15 protein-coding genes, 1 pseudogene and 1 riboswitch are annotated in these 18,922 nt (G+C 72.8%); of the genes and pseudogenes, 4 read left to right on the top strand and 12 right to left on the bottom strand.

The window, feature by feature from the left end; all coding sequences use genetic code 11:
- Window positions 1-2: 2 nt before the first annotated feature.
- Both C1A33_RS05040 and C1A33_RS05035 read right to left on the bottom strand, forming a co-directional pair.
- Window positions 3-2,612, bottom strand: a complete 2,610-nt coding sequence (locus C1A33_RS05040; protein ID WP_243407207.1) for an MMPL family transporter — start codon at window positions 2,610-2,612, stop codon at window positions 3-5.
- Between the two features lie 217 nt (window positions 2,613-2,829).
- The gene (locus C1A33_RS05035) at window positions 2,830-3,741 is read right to left on the bottom strand and encodes a phosphoribosylaminoimidazolesuccinocarboxamide synthase (RefSeq protein WP_101830354.1); all 912 of its coding nucleotides are present in this window, start codon (window positions 3,739-3,741) and stop codon (window positions 2,830-2,832) included.
- A gap of 352 nt (window positions 3,742-4,093) precedes the next feature.
- Here C1A33_RS05035 and C1A33_RS34605 point away from each other — a divergent pair, with 352 nt between their 5' ends.
- Complete coding sequence (locus C1A33_RS34605; protein WP_165818235.1) at window positions 4,094-4,615, top strand: hypothetical protein; 522 nt, start codon at window positions 4,094-4,096, stop codon at window positions 4,613-4,615.
- A gap of 176 nt (window positions 4,616-4,791) precedes the next feature.
- Here C1A33_RS34605 and C1A33_RS05025 read toward each other — a convergent pair whose 3' ends face one another.
- From C1A33_RS05025 to purE, 3 genes are all read right to left on the bottom strand, one after another.
- Window positions 4,792-5,895 (bottom strand): hypothetical protein, encoded by a 1,104-nt coding sequence (locus tag C1A33_RS05025; RefSeq protein ID WP_207770170.1) that lies wholly within the window; start codon window positions 5,893-5,895, stop codon window positions 4,792-4,794.
- An 87-nt stretch (window positions 5,896-5,982) separates the two neighbouring features.
- Entirely contained in the window at window positions 5,983-7,290 is a 1,308-nt protein-coding gene (gene purB, locus C1A33_RS05020; RefSeq protein WP_101830351.1) for an adenylosuccinate lyase, read from the bottom strand.
- Window positions 7,287-7,823: a 5-(carboxyamino)imidazole ribonucleotide mutase gene (gene purE, locus C1A33_RS05015; protein ID WP_101830350.1), complete on the bottom strand. Its 537-nt coding sequence runs from the start codon at window positions 7,821-7,823 to the stop codon at window positions 7,287-7,289. Before purE ends, purB begins: the two co-directional genes overlap by 4 nt.
- A 35-nt stretch (window positions 7,824-7,858) precedes the next feature.
- Between purE and C1A33_RS35575 the strand changes: the two genes are divergently transcribed.
- Entirely contained in the window at window positions 7,859-8,002 is a 144-nt protein-coding gene (locus C1A33_RS35575) for a hypothetical protein (RefSeq protein ID WP_207770169.1), read from the top strand.
- Here C1A33_RS35575 and purD read toward each other — a convergent pair.
- From purD to fbaA, 7 genes are all read right to left on the bottom strand, one after another.
- Window positions 7,999-9,297, bottom strand: coding sequence for a phosphoribosylamine--glycine ligase (gene purD, locus C1A33_RS05010; RefSeq protein WP_101830349.1), 1,299 nt, complete (start codon window positions 9,295-9,297; stop codon window positions 7,999-8,001). The genes C1A33_RS35575 and purD overlap by 4 nt on opposite strands.
- Before the next feature lie 363 nt (window positions 9,298-9,660).
- The gene (locus C1A33_RS05000) at window positions 9,661-10,671 is read right to left on the bottom strand and encodes a hypothetical protein (RefSeq protein ID WP_101830347.1); all 1,011 of its coding nucleotides are present in this window, start codon (window positions 10,669-10,671) and stop codon (window positions 9,661-9,663) included.
- A gap of 94 nt (window positions 10,672-10,765) precedes the next feature.
- The gene (locus tag C1A33_RS04995) at window positions 10,766-12,049 is read right to left on the bottom strand and encodes an adenylosuccinate synthase (RefSeq protein ID WP_101830346.1); all 1,284 of its coding nucleotides are present in this window, start codon (window positions 12,047-12,049) and stop codon (window positions 10,766-10,768) included.
- Between the two features lie 182 nt (window positions 12,050-12,231).
- On the bottom strand, window positions 12,232-12,672 hold the full coding sequence (locus C1A33_RS04990; RefSeq protein ID WP_101830345.1) for a DUF3151 domain-containing protein: 441 nt from the start codon (window positions 12,670-12,672) through the stop codon (window positions 12,232-12,234).
- A 60-nt stretch (window positions 12,673-12,732) separates the two neighbouring features.
- The gene (locus tag C1A33_RS04985; protein ID WP_101830344.1) at window positions 12,733-13,458 is read right to left on the bottom strand and encodes a transglycosylase family protein; all 726 of its coding nucleotides are present in this window, start codon (window positions 13,456-13,458) and stop codon (window positions 12,733-12,735) included.
- Between the two features lie 681 nt (window positions 13,459-14,139).
- Window positions 14,140-14,820 (bottom strand): transglycosylase family protein, encoded by a 681-nt coding sequence (locus C1A33_RS04980; protein WP_101830343.1) that lies wholly within the window; start codon window positions 14,818-14,820, stop codon window positions 14,140-14,142.
- Window positions 14,821-14,827: 7 nt separating this feature from the next.
- Window positions 14,828-15,042, bottom strand: a riboswitch (cyclic di-AMP (ydaO/yuaA leader).
- Between the two features lie 1,103 nt (window positions 15,043-16,145).
- Window positions 16,146-17,183 (bottom strand): class II fructose-bisphosphate aldolase, encoded by a 1,038-nt coding sequence (gene fbaA, locus C1A33_RS04975; protein ID WP_101830342.1) that lies wholly within the window; start codon window positions 17,181-17,183, stop codon window positions 16,146-16,148.
- Window positions 17,184-17,529: 346 nt separating this feature from the next.
- On the opposite strand from fbaA, the gene C1A33_RS04970 reads away from it, so the two are divergent.
- Entirely contained in the window at window positions 17,530-18,153 is a 624-nt protein-coding gene (locus C1A33_RS04970; protein WP_341477187.1) for a DedA family protein, read from the top strand.
- A 306-nt stretch (window positions 18,154-18,459) separates the two neighbouring features.
- A pseudogene (locus tag C1A33_RS04965) lies at window positions 18,460-18,922 on the top strand (hypothetical protein); the annotation flags it as partial.

Here is an 18,922-nt window from a genome sequence, read left to right as displayed (position 1 = left end):
CGTCAGGCCGGGGGGAGGGTCCAGCGTGGCGTCGGGTAGTCCGGCCGGGGCCGGGTCTGCGGCTGCTGGTGGGGCTGGAGCGGGGACCAGGATCGCGGCTCGGACTGGGGGCGTGGGTCGCGGTCGGTGACCGACTCGCCGGCGGCGTAGCTGAACTCGCCGGCCTGGCCGTATCGGGCGTCGATCCGTCCGGCGGACGCGCCGACGGGCTGGGCGGGCAGGTTCGGCCGGGTGCGGTCGTCCAGGTCGGTGCCCGGGCCGGGCCGGCGGTCGGTCCAGATCCGCTCACCGAGCAGGGTGAGCACGGCGGGCATCAGGATGACCCGGATCAGGGTGGCGTCGAGGAGGATCGCGGCGCCGAGGCCCACGCCGAGCTGCTTCATGCTGACCTGCGACAGCGTCGCGAAGATCGAGAACACCGCGACCATGATGACGGCCGCGCTGGTCACCACCCCGGCGCTGCGCCGCACGCCGACCGTCGCCGCCTCCCGCATGCTCAGGCCGTCCTCGCGGGCCTCCTTCACCCGGCTGAGCACGAAGACCTGGTAGTCCATGGACAGCCCGAACAGGATGACGAACAGCATCAGCGGCAGCCAGTTGGTCACCGCGCCGGTCGAGGTGTAGCCGAGCAGGCCATCGGCCCAGTGGTGCTGGAAGACGGCGACGAGCAGCCCGTAGGCGGCACCGACCGACAGCAGGTTCAGCCCGACGGCGACGGCGGCGACCAGCGCGTTGCGGAACGCGGCGAGCAGCAGCGCGAACGCCAGCACCATCACGAAGCCGATGACCAGCGGGGTGCGGGACTTCAGCTGGGCGTTGAAGTCGGCGGAGCCGGCGGTCATGCCGGTGACGTCGGCGCGCAGGTTCGGGACCTTCTTGACCGTCTCCGGGATCACGGTGCCGCGCAGCGTGTGCAGCGCCTTGATCGACTCGTCGTCCGTGCCGCTGCCGGCGAGCGGGATCGCGACCCGGGCCGCCTGACGGTCCGGGGTGAGCGTGACGGTGACCGGGTCGAACATCCGCCCGGAGGCGACCGCCCGGGTGCGCAGCGCGTCGATGGCCTGGGCGGCCGCCGGGCTGGTCACGGGGCTGCCGTCGGTGGTGGACACGACGACGACGGCGGGCACCTGACCGCCGGGGAAGGCCGCGGACAGCCGGTCGTACGTCTTCATGATCGGCAGGTTCTTGGGGATGTCGTCGACGCCGGGCTCGGCGGTGTGCATGCCGAGGGCGGGCAGGGCGAGCAGGAGCAGCAGGCCACCGGTGATCGCGGCGACCGGCGCGGGCCGGCGCAGCAGCCGTCCCATCACGCCCGGCCGGGCCAGGTGCCGCTGGTAGCTGCGGTGCCGGGCGGCCACCTCGTCCTGCGGCCCGAGTTCCGGCTCCCCGGCCGGCTGCGCGCCCCGGCGGCCACGGCGACCCCGCCTCCCGGCCCGGCCGGCACCGACGCGCCGCCGCCACGGCAGGCGCAGCAGCTCCACCCGGTCGCCGAGCATCGACAGCAGCGCTGGCAGTGCGGTCAGCGACCCGAGGACCGCGACCAGAACCACGAGGATCGTGCCGATCGCGATCCCGCTGAACACCGACATGCCGGTGATGAGCAGCCCCGCCATGGACACGGCGACGGTGAGGCCGGAGGTGAGGATGGTGTGCCCGGACGTGTCCGCCGCGATCTGCAGAGCGCGCTGCGGCCCGTGCCCGGCGGCCCGCTCCTCGCGCTCCCGGCGGATGTAGAACAGCGCGTAGTCGACGCCGACCGCCAGGCCGATCAGCAGCATCACCGAGGTCGCGGTGTCGTTGGTGGGCAGCGCCTTGCTGATCAGCGCGACCAGGCCCAGCGAGCCGATGAACGCGGTCAGCGCCAGCCCCATCGGGATGACGGCGGCGACCACGGCGCCGAACACGGCCAGCAGGATGCCCAGGGTCAGCGGGATGGCGAGCAGCTCCGCGCGGTGGAAGTCCTTGCCGACGGTGTCGCCCAGCGCCTTGTCGGAGCTCGCGTCCCCGAACTGCTCGACGGACACGCCGGGATGGGCCTTCTGGACGGCCGCGGTGGCGTCGAGCGTCGGGTCGACGGAGGCGTGGTGGTCCTCATCGCCCTTCAGGTCGAACGTGAGCAGCACGGAGCGGCGGTCGTGGGAGACGAGCCCCGGATCGGTGGTGACGCCCTGGACGGGCAGCGGTGCGCGCATCCCGGTGGCGACCCCGCTGTCGCGGACCCGGGTGGTGATGTCGGCGAGGGCGGCGCGGATCTGTGGGTCGGCCAGCAGCGCCGCCTCGTCGGCGGCCGGGGTGCGCCGCTGGATGAGGATGTTCTCGCTGTCCGCGGCGACGAAGCCGTGGTCGTGCAGGGTGTGCTCCGCCCGGGCCTGCTCGCCGACGCCGTAGTCGTCGTTGCCCAGCTTGTCGGTGCCGGCGATGTTGCCGAGCACCATCGCCAGGGCGATCCCCACCAGCCAGCCGATGACCGCCAGCTTGCGGTGCCGGACGCTCCAGCGTGCCGCGCGGGCGGCCAGGTGCGTCGGGTGGTGGCTGCCCGGCGGATCGGGCGGCGAGCCGGATCCGGCCGTCTGACCTGGGGAAACTGGCGTCGTGCGAGGCGTCCTGGGCATGGAACGACGATCTCGTTCCAGCCGTTGAAGGTCACTGCGGCGGGCTACCGAGTTCCCCCTGCGGCCATCCGCCGACCTGCCGCTGTGGACATCCGCATGGCCGGGGTGGGGCTACCCCCACCCCGGCCGTGCGTTCCGCGCTCGCGGCCCGGGTCCCGCGGCACCGACCGACCGCGTGAGTGTCGCCGTCGGGTGCGCTCAGCCAGGGCCGAGGACGTCAGGCGGTGGCCAGGTAGTCCTTGAAGGAGATGCCGGTCAGCCGCTCGTAGGCCTCGACGTAGCGGGCCCGGGTGGCCTCGACGACGTCCTCGGGCAGCTCGGGGCCGGGCTCGGTGCGGTCCCAGCCGGTGCCGATCAGGTAGTCCCGGATGTACTGCTTGTCGAACGACGGCTGCGCGCCGCCCGGCGACCAGGTGTCCTCCGGCCAGAACCGCGAGGAGTCCGGGGTGAGCACCTCGTCGGCGAGGCGCAGCGTGCCCTCCGCGTCGTGGCCGAACTCGAACTTCGTGTCGGCGAGCAGAATGCCCCGCTCGGCGGCCAGGTCGGTGGCCCGCCCGAAGATCTGCAGGGTGAGCCGCTCCAGCTCGGCGGCGAGCTCGTCACCGATGCGCCCGGCGGCGTCGGCGCGGCTGATGTTCTCGTCGTGCTGGCCGATCGGCGCCTTCGTCGACGGCGTGTAGATCGGCGCGGGCAGGCGGCTGCCGTCCGCCAGCCCCGCGGGCAGCGGGTGGCCGCTGACGGCGCCGGTGCGCTGGTAGTCCTTCAGCCCGCTGCCGGTCAGGTAGCCGCGGGCGACGCACTCGATGAGCACCATGTCGAGGCGGCGGCACAGCATCGACCGCCCGCGCAGCTGCTCGGTGTACGGCGCGAGCTCCGCCGGGTACTCGTCGACGTTGGAGCTGATGACGTGCGACGGGACCAGGTCGGCGAGCTGGTCGAACCACCACAGCGACAGCCCGGTCAGCACGGCCCCCTTGTCGGGGATCTCGGTAGGCAGGACGACGTCGAACGCGGAGATCCGGTCGCTGGCGACCAGGAGCACGGCGTCGTCCCCCACGGCGAACAGCTCCCGGACCTTGCCGGAACCCAGGTGGGTGAGCCCGGCGAACTCCTCATGTGTCAGCGGCATGCCCCGACCGTACCCACCTGGGACAACGCCCGCCGCCCACTGCGCCACACGCCATGCGCCCGACATGCGGAACCGCTTCCCGCCCCCGAGCATGGTCCGCGTGGGCACCCCGAGCGACCCGGACGGCGGCGCCCGCGACCCCGCGCGTCCACCGGCCACCCCCGCGCCGCCTCCGCCGGCGCTGAGGCCCGCCGCGCCGCCTCCACCTGAACCGCATCCCCCTGTGTTGAGGCCCGCCGCCTCTGGGACCGACCTGCCTGGGACCGACCTGTCTGAGATCGCTGAGGCCACTGCTTCCCGCGGGTCGAACGGTCGGAGGCTCGGCGGTCGGGCGGAGCCCGGGATCTACGGGGTGGTTCTCACCGCCGGCCTGATCGCGGCGCAGGATCCCCGGCACGAGCCGCTCGCCAACATCGTCTCCGACGTGCTGGTCACGGTGGCAGTCTTCTGGCTCGCCCACGGCTACGCGCACGCGCTCGGGCGGCCGCTCGAACCGGCCATGATCGACACCGGGACGTCGCTGTCCGCGGCAGGGTCGTCCGCGCCGGCATCCTCCGCGCCGGGGTCGGCATCCCGGACGAGACCGGCGCGGTGGTCCGGGTTTGAGACCGCCCGAACGGCGCTGATGGCGAACTGGCCACTGGCTCGGGCCTGCTTGCTGCCGGTGCTGGCGCTCGTGCTGGCCCGGCTCGCCGGCGCCTCCGTCGACAACGCCCAGGAAGCGTCCCTGTGGACCTGTGTCGTCCTGCTCACCCTGTGGGGATACCGCGCCGGCCACGCCGCCGGTCTCACCCGCTGGCGCCTCGCCCGCTACACCACCGGCAGCGCGCTGCTCGGCATCATCCTCATCCTCCTCGAAGTCGCCATCCACTGACGCGGCGCCTGGCCACGTCGATGGCGACTGAGGCCCGACGGCTGACCCACGTTGATCCGGTCCGCTTCGCGGAGCTCGCGGCGGCAACTCCGTTACCCGAAGGACTGGCCGGTGGCTCCAGCACAGGAAAAGGGCCTGGACGCCGCCGACTACGACGCATGCAGGGACAGCTCCGACTACACGGCGGACTGAGCTCGACTCGGTCGGTCGACTGCTGGTCCAGGCCGGCCGGGGGCGCTGAGGACCTCCCCGCACAGGGTGCGGACCGTCTCCGGGCTCAGCGCCAGTCCTCTGATCGCGTAGTCGTGGATCGAGCCATAGGACATGTGGACCTGGTCCAGTGCGGCTCGCGCTGCGGATTCCGCGAGGTCCGGCAGTTGGTGCAGGAGCGCCGTGTGGCCGGGAAGCAGCGTGGCGAGTTCGTCCTGGACACCCGGGGACTCGAGGAAGGTTCGCCCGTGGTCCAGGAGATACCCGATCACGGAGTTCTCGTCGATATCCCGTCGGGGTGTCGTGGTGGTCGGCGGCGCCTTTCCGTCGGCGTGCCCGTCCGGGTGGCCTGGAGCAGGCTCTCCGGCGAACCGCGTGAGCGGTGTGCCGGCCGCCTTCCCGGCCGTCGGGCTGAGGACGAACGCCCGGGCAGCGTTGTCGATGACCTGCTCGAACTCGGCCGGCGTCCGGGGGACCTTCCCGGCCGGCGTCCGCAGGTCGAGGCCGCCGACGAAGGTGACCAGCTCGCCGATGGATGATCGAGTCGCCTTGTCGGTGAGGAGCCACGCTGGGATCGACTCCAGGGCGATATCGGCCAGGTCGCCGTTGTCCGCCGGGGAATGGCCGGAATGTCGGGTGGGGTGGGTCGCGACGGAATGCGGTCGCGTGCCCGCGACGGCCATCGTGGGCGCGGCGCCGAACGCGACCAGGGTTCCCGAAATCGCGATCGCGCTCAATGAGGCGACTGATCGGCCCCATGCGGACGAGGTAGTCATGATCATGCAGGTTAGGCGGTTTTCATAACTGCAGCAAGATCCTTCCTTTGGGTGGAGTTGGATTTTTTCAGATGGGCTTCGGCGGTCGCGGGAAATCAGCGCAAGGGCGGCTGAAATGGGTGAAGCGGGATTTTCCTCGTCAGAACGAGGGCGGCGGAACTCTGGAGATCGAATCCCGATGCGCAGGCTGATCCTGGGCCTGCCCCCCATCACGCCGACCGTGGTCCGGTACTCGTATCCGTTCACGGTGACGATGACGGCGGGCCGCCGGCCAGCCCCCAGGCGCTCGATCACATCGTCGGGCGCGACGATTCCGGTGTTGTTGGAACGGTCCGGTCGCCGTGATGGTGACCGCGCCGGACCGTTCCGCGGTGGGCCGGGTCAGGTGAGGACGGCGAGGGCGTCGAAGACGGGGCCTAGGCGTTCGGTGTAGCGGTCGGGGCGGCTGACGGCGTCGAGGCGGGCCTCGTCGAGGGGGAGGCCGCGGTCGGCGGCGTGCTTGCGCAGCGTCTCCCGGAACGGGACGGATGTGCGCCAGGTGTCCATCGCCGCGGCCTGGGTGATGGCGTAGGCATCCTCGCGGGACAGGCCGGTCTCGACCAGTTCCAGCAGGACGGCCGAGGTGTAGACCAGCCCGCCGGTGGCGTCGAGGTTGGCGCGCATCCTCTCGACGTCGACGACCAGGCCGCGGACCAGCCGGGTGGTCAGCTGCAGCAGGTAGTCGACGCCGGCGGAGGCGTCCGGCAGGGCGACGCGCTCGGTGGACGAGTGGGAGATGTCCCGCTCGTGCCACAGCGGCACGCCCTCCAGCACGGGGACGTACTGGGCGCGGACGATCCGGGCGAGGCCGGCGATCCGCTCCGACATGATCGGGTTCTTCTTGTGCGGCATCGCGGAGGAACCCTTCTGCCCGGAGCCGAACGGCTCGGACAGCTCCCGGACCTCCGTGCGCTGACCGTGGCGCACCTCCAGCGCCACCGCCTCGCAGACGGTCGCCAGACCCGCGAGTGCGGCCACCCAGTTCGCGATGCCGTCGCGCAGCACCACCTGGGTCGCCACCGGCGTGGGGCGCAGCCCGAGGCGCTCGGCGACGTACGCCTCGACGTCCGGCTCGATGTTCGAGTACGTCCCGACCGCGCCGGAGATCTTGGCGAGCGCCACGTCGGCGCGGGCGGCGCGCAGCCGGTCGCGGCAGCGGGCCAGGCCGAACGCCAGGTCGGCGACCCGGTGGCCGAAGACGGTCGGCTCGCCGTGGATGCCGTGGGTCCGGCCGACGCGCAGGGTGCCGCGGTGCTCCAGGCCCAGGTCGCGCAGGGCCGCGACCAGCGTGTCCGCCTTCGCCAGCAGGATGTCGGTGGCCTCGACGAGCTGCAGCGCGAGCGCCGTGTCCAGCAGGTCCGACGACGTCATGCCGAAGTGGACGTAGGCGGCGGCCGAGCGCGGCTCGGTGCGGTCCGCCCAGGCGGTGAGGAAGGCGATCACGTCGTGCTGGGTGACGGCCTCCACCTCGGCGACGGCCTCGGGCGTCGGCGCGGGCGCGGCCCGGACCGGCTCCACAGAGTCGGCGGGGATCCGGCCGGCGGCGGCGTGCGCCTCCATGACCAGCACCTCGACCTGGCACCACAGCTCGTACTTGTGCGCCTCCGACCAGACCCGGCCCATCTCGGGCAGGGTGTACCGGCCGATCACTGACCCGCGCCGGCGCCGGCGGTCTCCGCGGCGAGCGCGGCGAGGCCCTCGGCGGCGTTGCGCTCGAAGTCGTCCTTGAACTCGGCGAGCCTCAGGCTCAGGTCCGGGTCGGACAGGGCGAGGATCTGGGTGGCGAGGATCGCCGCGTTCGTGGAGTTGTTCAGCCCGACGGTCGCGACCGGGACGCCGGGGGGCATCTGGGCGATGGCAAGCATCGAGTCCATGCCGTCGAGCGCCCCGCCGGAGATCGGCACGCCGATGACCGGCAGCGCGGTGAGGGCGGCGACCGCGCCGGGCAGCGCGGCGGCGAGACCGGCACCGGCGATGACGACCGAGATGCCGCGGGCGCGCAGCTGGCCGACGTAGTCGGCGAGGGTGCGCGGCGCGCGGTGCGCGGACAGCGAGACCTGCTCGTAGGGCACGCCGAAGCGTTCCAGGGTGGCGCCCGCCTTGCTCATCGTCTGGGCGTCCGACGGCGAACCGAACACGATGGCCACCCGGGCACGGTCGGTCCCGATGCTGCTCTGCGACACGCTCTGCTCCTTACTCCCTGTTGCCATACTTCCTGTTGCCTTACTGGCTGGTGCCTGTCCCGCTGGTGCACGTCCTGCCGGTGCACGTCCTGCCGGTGCACGTCCTGCCGGTGCGCGCCGCCTGGCCGGTGCGGCGTCCCGTCGTCCGCCGGGCCGCGCTGGTGCCGCCGGGCGGCTAGTGCCGCGGCGGGCCGTCCCCGGGCGCGGAGTCCGCGCGGCGCACGTCGGCCGCGTGGCGCATCCGCGCCGGATCGCCGATGTCGGTGCGGTAGTGCGCACCGGCCAGCGAGATCCGGCTGATGGCCTCGTAGGCAGATCCTCGCGCGGACTCCAGGTTGGAGCCGATCGCCGTGACGGACAGCACGCGGCCCCCGGCCGACACGATCCTGCCATCGATGTCCCGCCTGGTCCCGGCATGCAGGACATCGACACCGGTGAGCGACCCGGCGGCGGCGAGCCCGAGGATCGGATCCCCCAGTCGCGGTGACGCCGGGTAGCCGTGGGCGGCCATGACAACGGTGATCGCCGCCCCCGAGCGGAACCTGGGCTGCGACCGCCCGGTCAGCACGTCGGTCAGGGGAGTGGCGAGCAGGGCGAGGATCGCCTGCGTCTCCGGATCGCCGAAGCGGACGTTGAACTCGATCACGCGGGGGCCACGGGTGGTCAGCGCGAGCCCGGCGTACAGCAGTCCGCTGAACGGTGTGCCGCGCCGGGCCATCTCGTCGACCGTCGGGCGGATCACCGTGGAGACGATCTCCGCCGCCAGGCCGTGCGACGCCCACGGCAGGGGCGCGTAGGCACCCATCCCGCCGGTGTTCGGGCCGGTGTCGCCGTCGCCGACCCGCTTGTGGTCCTGCGCGGGCAGCAGCGGCAGGATCGCGCCGGCCTCGGTGACCACCGCGAACAGCGACACCTCCGGCCCGTCGAGGTACTCCTCCAGGACCACCCGGTCGTCCGGTCCGTGCAGGCTCGCCCGCACCGCCTCGACCGCGGCCTCGCGGTCCTCGGTGACGGTGACGCCCTTGCCGGCGGCCAGCCCGTCGTACTTCACGACGTACGGGGGGCCGAAGGTGTCCAGGTCGGCGAGCGCCGGCTCGATCTCGGTGTGATCACGGGCGGCCGCGGTGGGCACCCCGGCGGCGCGCATCACCTGTTTGGCGAACGCCTTGCTGCCCTCCAGTCGGGCGGCGGCCGCACTCGGGCCGAACACCGCCAGGCCGCGGGCCCGCAGCTCGTCCGCGGCGCCGGCGACCAGCGGCACCTCCGGACCGATCACGGTGAGGTCCGCGCCGACCCGCTCGGCGAGCACCGCGACGGAGTCGGGATCGGCGACGTCGAGTGGGTACGGCTCGGCGAGCTCGGCGGTGCCGGCGTTGCCGGGCGCGCACACCAGCGCGTCCACCCGCGGGTCGCGGGCGAGCGCCCGGCACAGCGCGTGCTCGCGTCCGCCGGAGCCGACGACCAGGACCTTCATCTCGTTCACCTCGGGACGCAGACGGGGGCGGCGCGGCGCGCGCGATGTCGGCCGACCGGTTCGGCTCGACCGTGCCGACGACCGGCACCGCGCGTGACCGGATCGGCGTGCTGCCAGGGGTGGGCGGGAACCGTCCCGGCCGTCACCGCGGGTCGACGGCGCGCGGCGCCGAGGCCGGGCGCGACGAGGATACCGGCGACGGAGAACCCGACGGGCGATCCGATACCGCGGGCACCGCCGGACGGCACCGGAGGTGGCGGGGGCCGAGTCGGGTCACGGTCCCAGAGTAGCGCGCGCGCTGATCATCATGTGGTGCGTCCCGGTTCCGCCCGCGTCACCCGGCATGCCGGCCGGCGGTGCGGCTCAGAGACCGACGCCGGCGCGCCAGAGCAGGTGGGCCATGCCGTGGACGAGCTGCAGCGCGCAGCGGCGCGCGTCCACCTCGGCCATCTCGGCGACGATCGCCGCCGCGTCCACCGGCCAGACCCGGACCTCCCGGCCGAGCACGGTCAGCGGCGCCGGGTCGTCCCGGCCCTCGAAGGCCCGCCCGCCCGGCTCGACGAACAGGTGCAGCGACCGGCCGGCGACCGGGAAGGACTCGCACCGCCAGTACAGCAGCGGCCAGGCCTGGAGCCGTTCGCGCCGGTGCGGGCGGCGCCGGCGGGCCGCGCCGTGGTCGTCCACGCCGGGGCGGACCGCCCGCCGGTCGAGCCCGTCCCGCTCGCCCCTGCCGTCCGGACCGCCGTGACCGGGCCGGCGGTCATGACCGCCGCGACCGTCGGAACCGCCTCGCCGGCCATGCCGGCCGCGCCCGGCTCGCCCGTCCGGGCCAGGACCGTCGGCGTCCTGCTCGGGCCACTCGTCCCGGGGCGCGGTCTCGGCCCGCAGGTGCGCGTCGATGCCGGGCAGCGGATGGTCGGCGTATCGGCTGGCGGCCGACCGGCGCGAGCGTGCGGAGCTGGCACGCACGGTGACCGGTGGGGTGAGGTGCTCGGCCGCGCAGAAGTCGAGGAAGTCGCGGATCTGGGCGTCGACGTGATGGGCGACGGCGGCCGCGCGTTCCAGCCGCTGCGCCTCGGCGCGCTTCGAGCTGCGGATGGCGTGGCTGCCGCGCAGCAGCACGTCGGTCAGCGTGTCGGGCAGCGCCTCGCCGGTCGGGGAGAACCCGACGTGCCAGGCGTCGGAGTCGGTCGGGCGCAGGAAGCGATGGCGCACCGCCGGCGCCAGCAGCGCGGGCCGGGACTCGACCGGCGCGGACACCGGCGCGGCGGGCCCGGAGCCGGGCCCTGGCGCGGAACCGGACGTGGACAGCGGCGGCACCTGGCCGGGCACGGAGCGATCGTCGCCGGATGGCCGGGAGCCGGCATCGGCCACCGTCCTCACCCCCCACCCGCTCTTGCAGTGTGTGACCATCCAAGCCTGGACGGTAACTCTGCGTAACGCAAGTGGGGGCGGGACGTGCCTGGGCCTACACCAGTTCGTTGATGACCAGGGTCTGGTCCCGGCCAGGGCCGACGCCGATCGCCGAGACCGGCGCGCCGGACAACTCCTCGAGCGCCCTGATGTAGTCCTTCGCCGCCGCCGGCAGGTCGGCGTACGAGCGCACGCCGGAGAGGTCCTCGTGCCAGCCGGGCAGCTCGGTGTAGATCGGCTTGGCGTGGTGGAACTCGGTCTGGGTCATCGGCATCTCGTCGACGCGCTCGCCGCCGATGTCGTAGCCGACGCAGATCGGCACCCGGTCGAAGCCGGACAGCACGTCCAGCTTGGTGAGGAACAGGTCGGTCACGCCGTTGACCCGCACGGCGTAGCGGGCGATCACCGCGTCGAACCAGCCGGTGCGCCGGGAGCGGCCGGTCGTCACGCCGAACTCGCCGCCGATGCGGCGCAGCTCCTCGCCGACCTTGTCGTCGAGCTCGGTGGGGAAGGGCCCCGCGCCCACCCGGGTGGTGTACGCCTTGATGATGCCGATCACCCGATTGATCTTCGTGGGGCCGATGCCGGCGCCGGTCGCCGCGTAGCCGGCGGTCGGGTTCGACGAGGTCACGAACGGGTAGGTGCCGTGGTCGACGTCGAGCAGCGTGCCCTGCGAGCCCTCCAGCAACACGACCTGGCCGGAGCGCAGCGCCTTGTCCAGGACCAGGCCGGTGTCGGCGATGTGCGGGCCGAGGCGCTTGGCGTAACCGGCGTACTCCTCGCACACCTCGTCGAGCTCGATCCGGCGCCGGTTGTAGACCTTCGCCAGGACCTGGTTCTTCTCCCGCAGCACGAGTTCGAGCTTCTTGCGGAAGATGCCCGGGTCGAGCAGGTCCTGCACCCGGATGCCGGTGCGAGCGACCTTGTCCCCGTAGGTCGGGCCGATGCCGCGGCCGGTGGTGCCGATGCGGGACTTGCCGAGGTAACGCTCGATCACCCGGTCCAGCGCCCGGTGGTGCGGCATGATCAGATGCGCGTTGGCGCTGATCAGCAGCCGGGACACGTCGATCCCGCGGGCGGCCAGCCCGTCCATCTCGCTGAGCAGGACGCCCGGGTCGATGACGACGCCGTTGCCGATCACCGGCACGCAGTCGGCGCGCAGGATGCCACTGGGAATCAGGTGCAGCGCGTAGTGCTCCTCCCCGATGACCACCGTGTGACCGGCGTTGTTGCCGCCCTGGTAACGGACGACGTAGTCGACGGCGCCGCCGAGGAGGTCGGTCGCCTTTCCTTTTCCCTCGTCGCCCCACTGGGCGCCGATGAGGACTAGAGCAGGCACCGGGCGAGGTTACTAGGGATGACCGCCGGGTGTGGCCGGTGCGCGGATCCTTGTGCGTACGCAGCCGCAGGCCGGACCGCCTTGCTCACGCTGAGCCCGGGTTGCGGTCACTCACCGCGGCAACGGTCACGCCGCGCGGCGGCCTTCGCGCGCCCACGTGGCGCGGGTCGCCGAAGGCGTCCTCAGGCGTCGAGGCCGAGTTCGCGGGCCGCGGCCGGATCGCTGTCGGCCAGGAAGGCACGGCAGCGGTCGGCCTCCTCGGACTCGCCGATGGCGCCGGCGGCCCGGGCGAGCGCGGCGAGCGCGCGCAGGAAGCCGCGGTTCGGCTCGTGCGACCAGGGGATCGGGCCGGTGCCCCGCCAGCCGGCCCGGCGCAGCGCGTCGAGCCCGCGGTGATAGCCCGTGCGCGCGTACGCGTAGGCCTCGACGGGACGGTCCGCTTCCAGCGCCTGCTCGGCGAGCGCGGCCCAGGGGGCGCTCAGCGCCGGCGCCGCCGCGGCGACGCTCACCGGCGCCTCGCCCGCCGCGAGCGCGCCGGTGGCCGTGGCGTCCGAGGGCAGCAGCGTCGGGGGTGGCCCGGAGAACAGGTTGCGGCCCTGGCCAGGCTCGGACGACGTCGTCATGGGGTCATCCTGCCGCATGGGCGGTGACGGGCCGCATCGGGGGCGTGCCATGCGGTGCCGTCAGGAGCGGACGCTGGCGTTCCAGAGGCTCTGGCCCACGGCGCCGGGCTGGCCGTCGTCGACCCGGGTCAGGTACCCGTAGAGCGCGGCGATGCCCTGCGACTGCGGGCCGAACTTGCCGTCGACGGTGAGCACGAAGCCCTTGTTGCGCATCGCGGCCTGCCAGACGAACGCGTCCGGGCGGACGTCGTCGCCGTACTGGGCGGACAGGACGGTGCCCTTGTAGGAGTTGTCGCCCATCTCCTGGCGGGCGCGATCCAGCGTCATCGGCGGCTCGGCCGGAGTGATGGCCTGCTCGATGACGTCGCCGCCCGAGCCGACGGAGGCCGGACCATTGTTGACGAGGCCCATCTTGCGAGAACAGGACGGCCAGGGCGACCAGCCTCGGGAGTTGTACAGCTTGGCGGCGGCCGCGTCCTGGGTGGCCGGCGCTGCCTGGTGCGGGAGGCCGGAGTAGCCGAGCCCGTGCCATGTCTGGGGGTCGAACTGGTAGGCACCGTAGAACCCGTTGCCGGTGTTGATGGAGTAGTTGCCGCCGGACTCACACTGTCGGAGCTTCGAGAAGTCATCCGCGGTGGCGGCCCCGGCGGGGGCCGCGGCGACCGTGCTGACCGCGAGCCCGCTGCCGACGATGGCCGTCACCGCACCGGTGGTGCGCAGAATGCGGCTCGCGGCCGAAGGAGCCTGCGGAGCCCGGTGTCTGCCTCCACGCCGACCTGACGGCATGCCAGTCCAATCCCGTTCGCCTGCGGGGTGAGCTGTCGGGTGCGGGCTGGGATGGCCCGGCCGGACCGGCCGCGGGTCTTCGGTGGCGGGATAACGATCTCCCCATCGAAAACGCTGGGTCGAGCCGACTTAACCCCGAGGACGTCCGAGGACGTCCGGATGGTGGGTCCCCCACTCCTGCCCTCTGCGGTGCGTTCTCGTGCGAGCCGCCTGGCCGGTGGGCAGGACTCGGCGTCCGTCCGGGCAGCCTCGCCGGGATGGCGAGTGATCGGCACTCTAGCGATACCGGCGCAGGGCACGCAAACCGGGGTGGTTCGGAGTAACCAGATGGGACGCGCAAACTGCGGGGCCCGGGGGTGCCGCCCGTCCGGGCGGCGCGGGTGTGCCCGGCGGCGCCGGCGGGCACGGGGTGGAGCGGGAGTGGCGCGGGTGCCGGCGTCGGGCAGGTGACGCCGGCCCGACCGGCCCGTTTCTCCACCATGGCGCTGCGCTGCGCCGGGCGGCGGAGTGGGCCGGTCGGTTCGAGCGGGAGTGCCCCCCTGCCCGGTGCACCGGGTGGGGAACGTCGGTCCGGGGCCAGGACGCGCGTCCCCGCGTCGGCGGCCGGGTGGACCTGATGGATGGGGTGCCGCCCGGCGGCGCGCCGACCGGTCGAACGGGCGCGCTCGCGTGGCGTGGGACTCAGCCGAAGGTGGCGTGCCAGGTCGCCGGGCCGACGATGCCGTCGACGTGAAGACCCTTGGCGGTCTGCAGGGCGCGGGCGGCGGCGGCGGAACGTGGGCCGTAGTGGCCGTCCACGGCGATCGGATAGCCCAGCTGGCTCATCCGGGTCTGCCAGGCGCTCACGTCGGCGCGGTTCTGGCGGACCAGCGCGGTGGTGAGGTTGCGGGTGAAGTTCGGGCTGGTCGCCGCCGCGGGGGCCACGGTGAGCCCGCTGCGCTGCGCCGAGCGGGAGGCCTGCGCCGCGCCGCCCGAGGACGATCCACCCGCGAGCTGGTCGGCGCCCATGCCACGGCCGCAGACCGGCCACTGCCCGAAGCCGGAGCGCTGGGCGAGGCGCAGCGCGGCCTCGTCCTGGACGGCCGGCGCCGCCTGGTGCGGCAGCCCGGAGTAGCCCAGGCTGCGCCAGGTGCCGGCCGAGAACTGGTAGGCACCGTAGTAGCTGTTTCCGGTGTTCGTCGTGTAGTCACCGCCGGACTCGCACTGCCGCAAACCTGCCCAGGTGGTGGCGGCCTCCGCCGGCTGGCTGACGACGATGGAGCCGCCTACCGCCGCCGCGAGGACCGGAGCCACCATGAGGGCCCTCGTCCGGAGGCGGGTTCCGGCGCTCCATTGTCGGCCACTGGTACGTGCGTCGGACATGTGTTTGTGGTCCTTCCCCACGCCTGCGAGGTGAGCTGTCGGATTCGGGCTGGGAACTGCCCGGCCATGCCAGGGATTTCCTGGGGACGTGTGGTCGCACCGAATCACGGTCCGGTGCCCGTCGCTCACGGCTTCACCCCGAGAGCATCGAATCCTTTCGATGCTCGGAGATGGTTCCCCCGTTCCTGCCGCCTGTGGGTGAGAAATCGTCGACCGGGGGCAGGATTCGGCGTGCCGCCCGACGAATGCCGCACGTTGTTGAGCGGCACGGCGAAGACCATAACCACGCCGCCCGGCGAGTCGCCAAGCATTGAATAGGGCGCGTGAAAAAGAGCACAGTCGGCGCGCCTGCTTGAGGGGGCCATGGTGTGGCTGGTATCGCGCGTGCGCGCCCGCTCATCAACCTGGCGGCATGGCGGAGAGTGGCATTTGTACGCGCCTGATCACCCTGCTTGCCGATGGGTTATGACAAGCGGAGCGTGGTGAAGCGCACTGAATGCGTGACATGGAGGTGCTGGTGCTTGCTGGGGTCCGCGACGGCTTCTGGGAGAGATGACCCGTTACGTCGCTTCGTCCCGTTCAGCCTACCTGTGTGAGAAAAGCAACGGAAATCGGGTCGCTACTTACATTGGTGTCGTTTGGCGACCCCCTGTGTCCAGCTGAGTGCACACAGTGGCATCGGGCGCAGGAGGTGCGGGGATAGGACCAGATGCCCTCCTTGGGAGTCCGATGGTCCTGTGGGCGGAACGTCTGGGACGTGACGGTTGATCTGCAGGAAACGTGCTGGTCATGAGCGTGAACCGCCATCGGACCCGGAGTGGACCACTCGGCGAGAAACAGTGGTCCCCCAGTCGCGGCGTGCGGCTGGGGGACCGAGAGGGGCGCGCATCATATGGGACGCCGGCAGGTTCCGGGGCGTGGCGAACGGGGTCCGATGTCCGTTACGTGTGGGCTGACCGGGTGCGGGACGGGCGTCCCGCCGGGAGAACCCGGGCGGGCCCCGAATCGGCGCAGGGAACGCGAGAAGCGGTCCGTGCGCCCATCGGCGGCCGGCGTGTGGGGGTGGCCCGGCGAAATGCTCGTCCCGCGTCAGGCCGACCTGGCCTGACGCGGTCGGATCGGTCCGGACGGTGAACCCGGTGGCCTCCCGGCGGGGGACGGCCGGCCGGGCGGCCGACGGTCCTCCTCCGGGTCGTGACGGTTCCGATGGTTCATGTCCGGCGAGTGCCAGGGAGCGCGTGGCGTCGGAGTCTTCCCGCGCCCGCGCCTCCCGTCCCGGTGGTGTGTCTTCCGGGGACTGTGCCTTCCGGTGTCTTCCGGTGCCTCTAGGCCTTGCCGAGTGCGCGCCCGGCCGAGCGGAGGTCCTCGCAGGCCTGCGCCACGCGGTCCGCCATGCCCTTTTCAGCGAGCTTTCCGTAGGTGCGCGGGTCGTACGCCTTCTTCACGCCGACCTCGCCGTCCACCTTGAGAACACCGTCGTAGTTCCTGAAGGTGTGGTCCACGATGGGGCGAGTAAATGCGTACTGGGTGTCGGTGTCCACGTTCATCTTGACGACGCCGTAGTCCAGTGTTTCCCGGATCTCGCTGAGGTCCGAGCCGCTGCCGCCGTGGAAGACGAGGTCGAACGGCTTCGCCCCGGCCGGCAGGCCGAGCTTCTGGGCGACGTGCTCCTGGCCGTCGCGCAGAATCGTCGGCCGGAGTTTCACGTTGCCCGGCTTGTAGACGCCGTGCACGTTGCCGAACGTGGCGGCCAGCAGGTAGCGGCCCTTGTCCCCGGAGCCGAGGACCTCGGCCGTCCGCCACATGTCACCGGGCGTGGTGTAGAGCTTCTCGTCGATCGCGCCGACGACGCCGTCCTCCTCGCCGCCGACGACACCGATCTCGACCTCGAGGACGATGCGCGCGGCGGTCGCGTCGGCGAGCAGCTCCTCGGCGATCTTGAGGTTCTCCTCGAGCTCCACCGCGGAGCCGTCCCACATGTGCGACTGGAACAGCGGGTCGCGGCCGGCGGCGACGCGATCCTTCGAGATGGCGATCAGCGGCCGGATGTAGGTGTCGAGCTTGTCGGCCGGGCAGTGGTCGGTGTGCAGGGCGATGTTGACCGGGTAGGCCTTCGCCACGTGGTGGGCGAACTCGGCCAGCGCCTCGGCACCGAGCACCATGTTCTTCACCGTGGAACCGGACAGGTACTCGGCACCGCCGGTGGACACCTGCACGATGCCGTCGCTGCCCGCCTCGGCGAATCCCCGCAGGGCGGCGTTCAGGGTCTGCGACGACGTGACGTTGATCGCGGGATAGGCGAAGGACTCCGACTTCGCCCGGTCGAGCATTTCGGCGTAGATCTCTGGCGTGGCGATGGGCATCGTGGGGCTCCTTGTCGAAGCTGTCGGGGCGCCGATCAGCCATGTACGGCGGCGCAGTACAACCCGATCGGGCCGAAGCCCGCCGTCGGACTGTTGGTGGGCGAAGGGTATGACGGCCGGCGTCGTTCGGGTGCTCGGATGCGGCGGACGTCGCCGGGCAATCTGCCGGCACCGCGCCGAGCCGCCGGTCACGGGCCCATGACCCGGCGGGGTGGCCCGCGGGGAGCATGCCGGGGATGGCCCGTCGTGGCCGGCCCGGCTCCGGCGGGGCGTGGTCCGTGACCGCGTCGCGGCGCGGCGGTGATCCCCGCACGGACGGATCGCCCGGCACACTGGAGGGGTGGATGTGGCCAGCCTGTCCGGGACGACCCTCTACGCCGTACTGTTCGCGGTGATCTTCATCGAGAGCGGGGTCCTGGTCGGCTTCTGGCTGCCCGGGGACACGATCCTGTTCGCCGCCGGCCTGGTCGCGGCGGACGGTGACGCCGGCGTCTCCATCTACGTCCTGTGCGTCGGGGTCGCCATCGCCGCGAGCCTCGGTGCGATGGCGGGCTACTACACCGGGGTTCGGCTGGGCCGGCCCTACCTGGAGCGGCGGCATGCCTCCGCCCTGGCCCGCACGGAGCAGTTCTACGGGCGGTACGGCTCGGTCACCCTCATCGTCGCGCGCTTCGTGCCCTGGGCGCGTACCTTCGCCCCGGTACTCGCCGGAGCGGTGGCGATGCCGTGGTACCGCTTCCTCGCCGCGGTCGTGTCCGGTGCGCTGGTCTGGGGTACCGGCCTGATCCTGCTGGGCTACCTGGCGTCGGCGATCCCCGGGCTGCGTGACGCCGCCGGCTGGCTCGCCGCGGTGGTGGTGGTCGTCTCCGTCGTGGCCGGAGTGGGCGGTGAGCTGCTGCGCCGCCATCGCTCCCGGCACGAGGCCGGAGATCCCGGTACTGACGGGACGGCCGTCGGCGAGGGCGGATAGGCCCGGGCGAGGCCGGTCCGGTGAGCGCGAGGCCGGTCCGGCGGGGCGGTGGTGGGTAAGAGGGGCGCTTCCGGGCGTCGGCCGTGACCCGGTCGCCGGGCCGCTGGGCGTCGTCCCCGCGTGTCTCCCGCCGTCGGTCCGGTGAGTGGACGGCCCGATCGGGGGGTCCCCGGGTAGCCTGCACCGCGTGATCATACGATCGCATCAGGCGAGAACGTTATGGTGGCTGGCCATTTTGGGCTACCACTGACTAGCCTGGTCGGATCCAGCACTTAGGTCGGGGGGGCCGACCAGGCGAAGGATCCCATGTATCTCACGCGTAACCGGCGCCAGATCTCCCCGCGCCGGGCCGTGCCCGTTCCCGTCCATCCGGCGGGTGCCCTGCTCCTCCCGGTAGCGATCGCGGCCCTGCTGTTCGGCGCGGCCGGCTGCAAGGCGAACCCGGTCGGCGCCGGCACGGCCGGTGCGCCCGGCGCCACCACCCCGGGCACCCCGGGCACCGCGGCGTCGCCAGCCGCGAGCACCGGCCAGACGCCGGCGCAGCCGATGTCGGCACCCCTCGGCACGACGCCGACGCCGTCCTCGGTTCCGGCGACCACGACGCCGGTGACCCCGGCGTCGTCGGCCCCGAGCGGTCCGGCGAGCACACCCGGCGCGACGCCCTCGCGCCCGTCGCCGCGACCCGTCTGGACCCTGCCGCCGATCACCATCCCGGCCCCGGCGGGCGGCCTCACCCCGAGCGCGGCCCCACCCGCGCCCACCACGGCCC

It is taken from the genome of Frankia canadensis (assembly GCF_900197875.1).
Classification (GTDB): domain Bacteria; phylum Actinomycetota; class Actinomycetes; order Frankiales; family Frankiaceae; genus Frankia; species Frankia canadensis.
Note: the sequence above shows the minus strand (reverse complement) of the source record. Positions and strands in the feature narration are given on the sequence as shown.

Excerpts from the sequence above, each read along its gene's own strand:
- C1A33_RS05035 (WP_101830354.1), bottom strand. The coding sequence starts at position 3,741 with ATGCCGCTGACACATGAGGAGTTCGCCGGGCTCACCCACCTGGGTTCC.
- C1A33_RS04985 (WP_101830344.1), bottom strand. The coding sequence starts at position 13,458 with ATGCCGTCAGGTCGGCGTGGAGGCAGACACCGGGCTCCGCAGGCTCCT.
- C1A33_RS04980 (WP_101830343.1), bottom strand. The coding sequence starts at position 14,820 with ATGTCCGACGCACGTACCAGTGGCCGACAATGGAGCGCCGGAACCCGC.
- purD (WP_101830349.1), bottom strand. The coding sequence starts at position 9,297 with ATGAAGGTCCTGGTCGTCGGCTCCGGCGGACGCGAGCACGCGCTGTGC.
- C1A33_RS05040 (WP_243407207.1), bottom strand. The coding sequence starts at position 2,612 with ATGCCCAGGACGCCTCGCACGACGCCAGTTTCCCCAGGTCAGACGGCC.
- fbaA (WP_101830342.1), bottom strand. The coding sequence starts at position 17,183 with ATGCCCATCGCCACGCCAGAGATCTACGCCGAAATGCTCGACCGGGCG.
- C1A33_RS04990 (WP_101830345.1), bottom strand. The coding sequence starts at position 12,672 with ATGACGACGTCGTCCGAGCCTGGCCAGGGCCGCAACCTGTTCTCCGGG.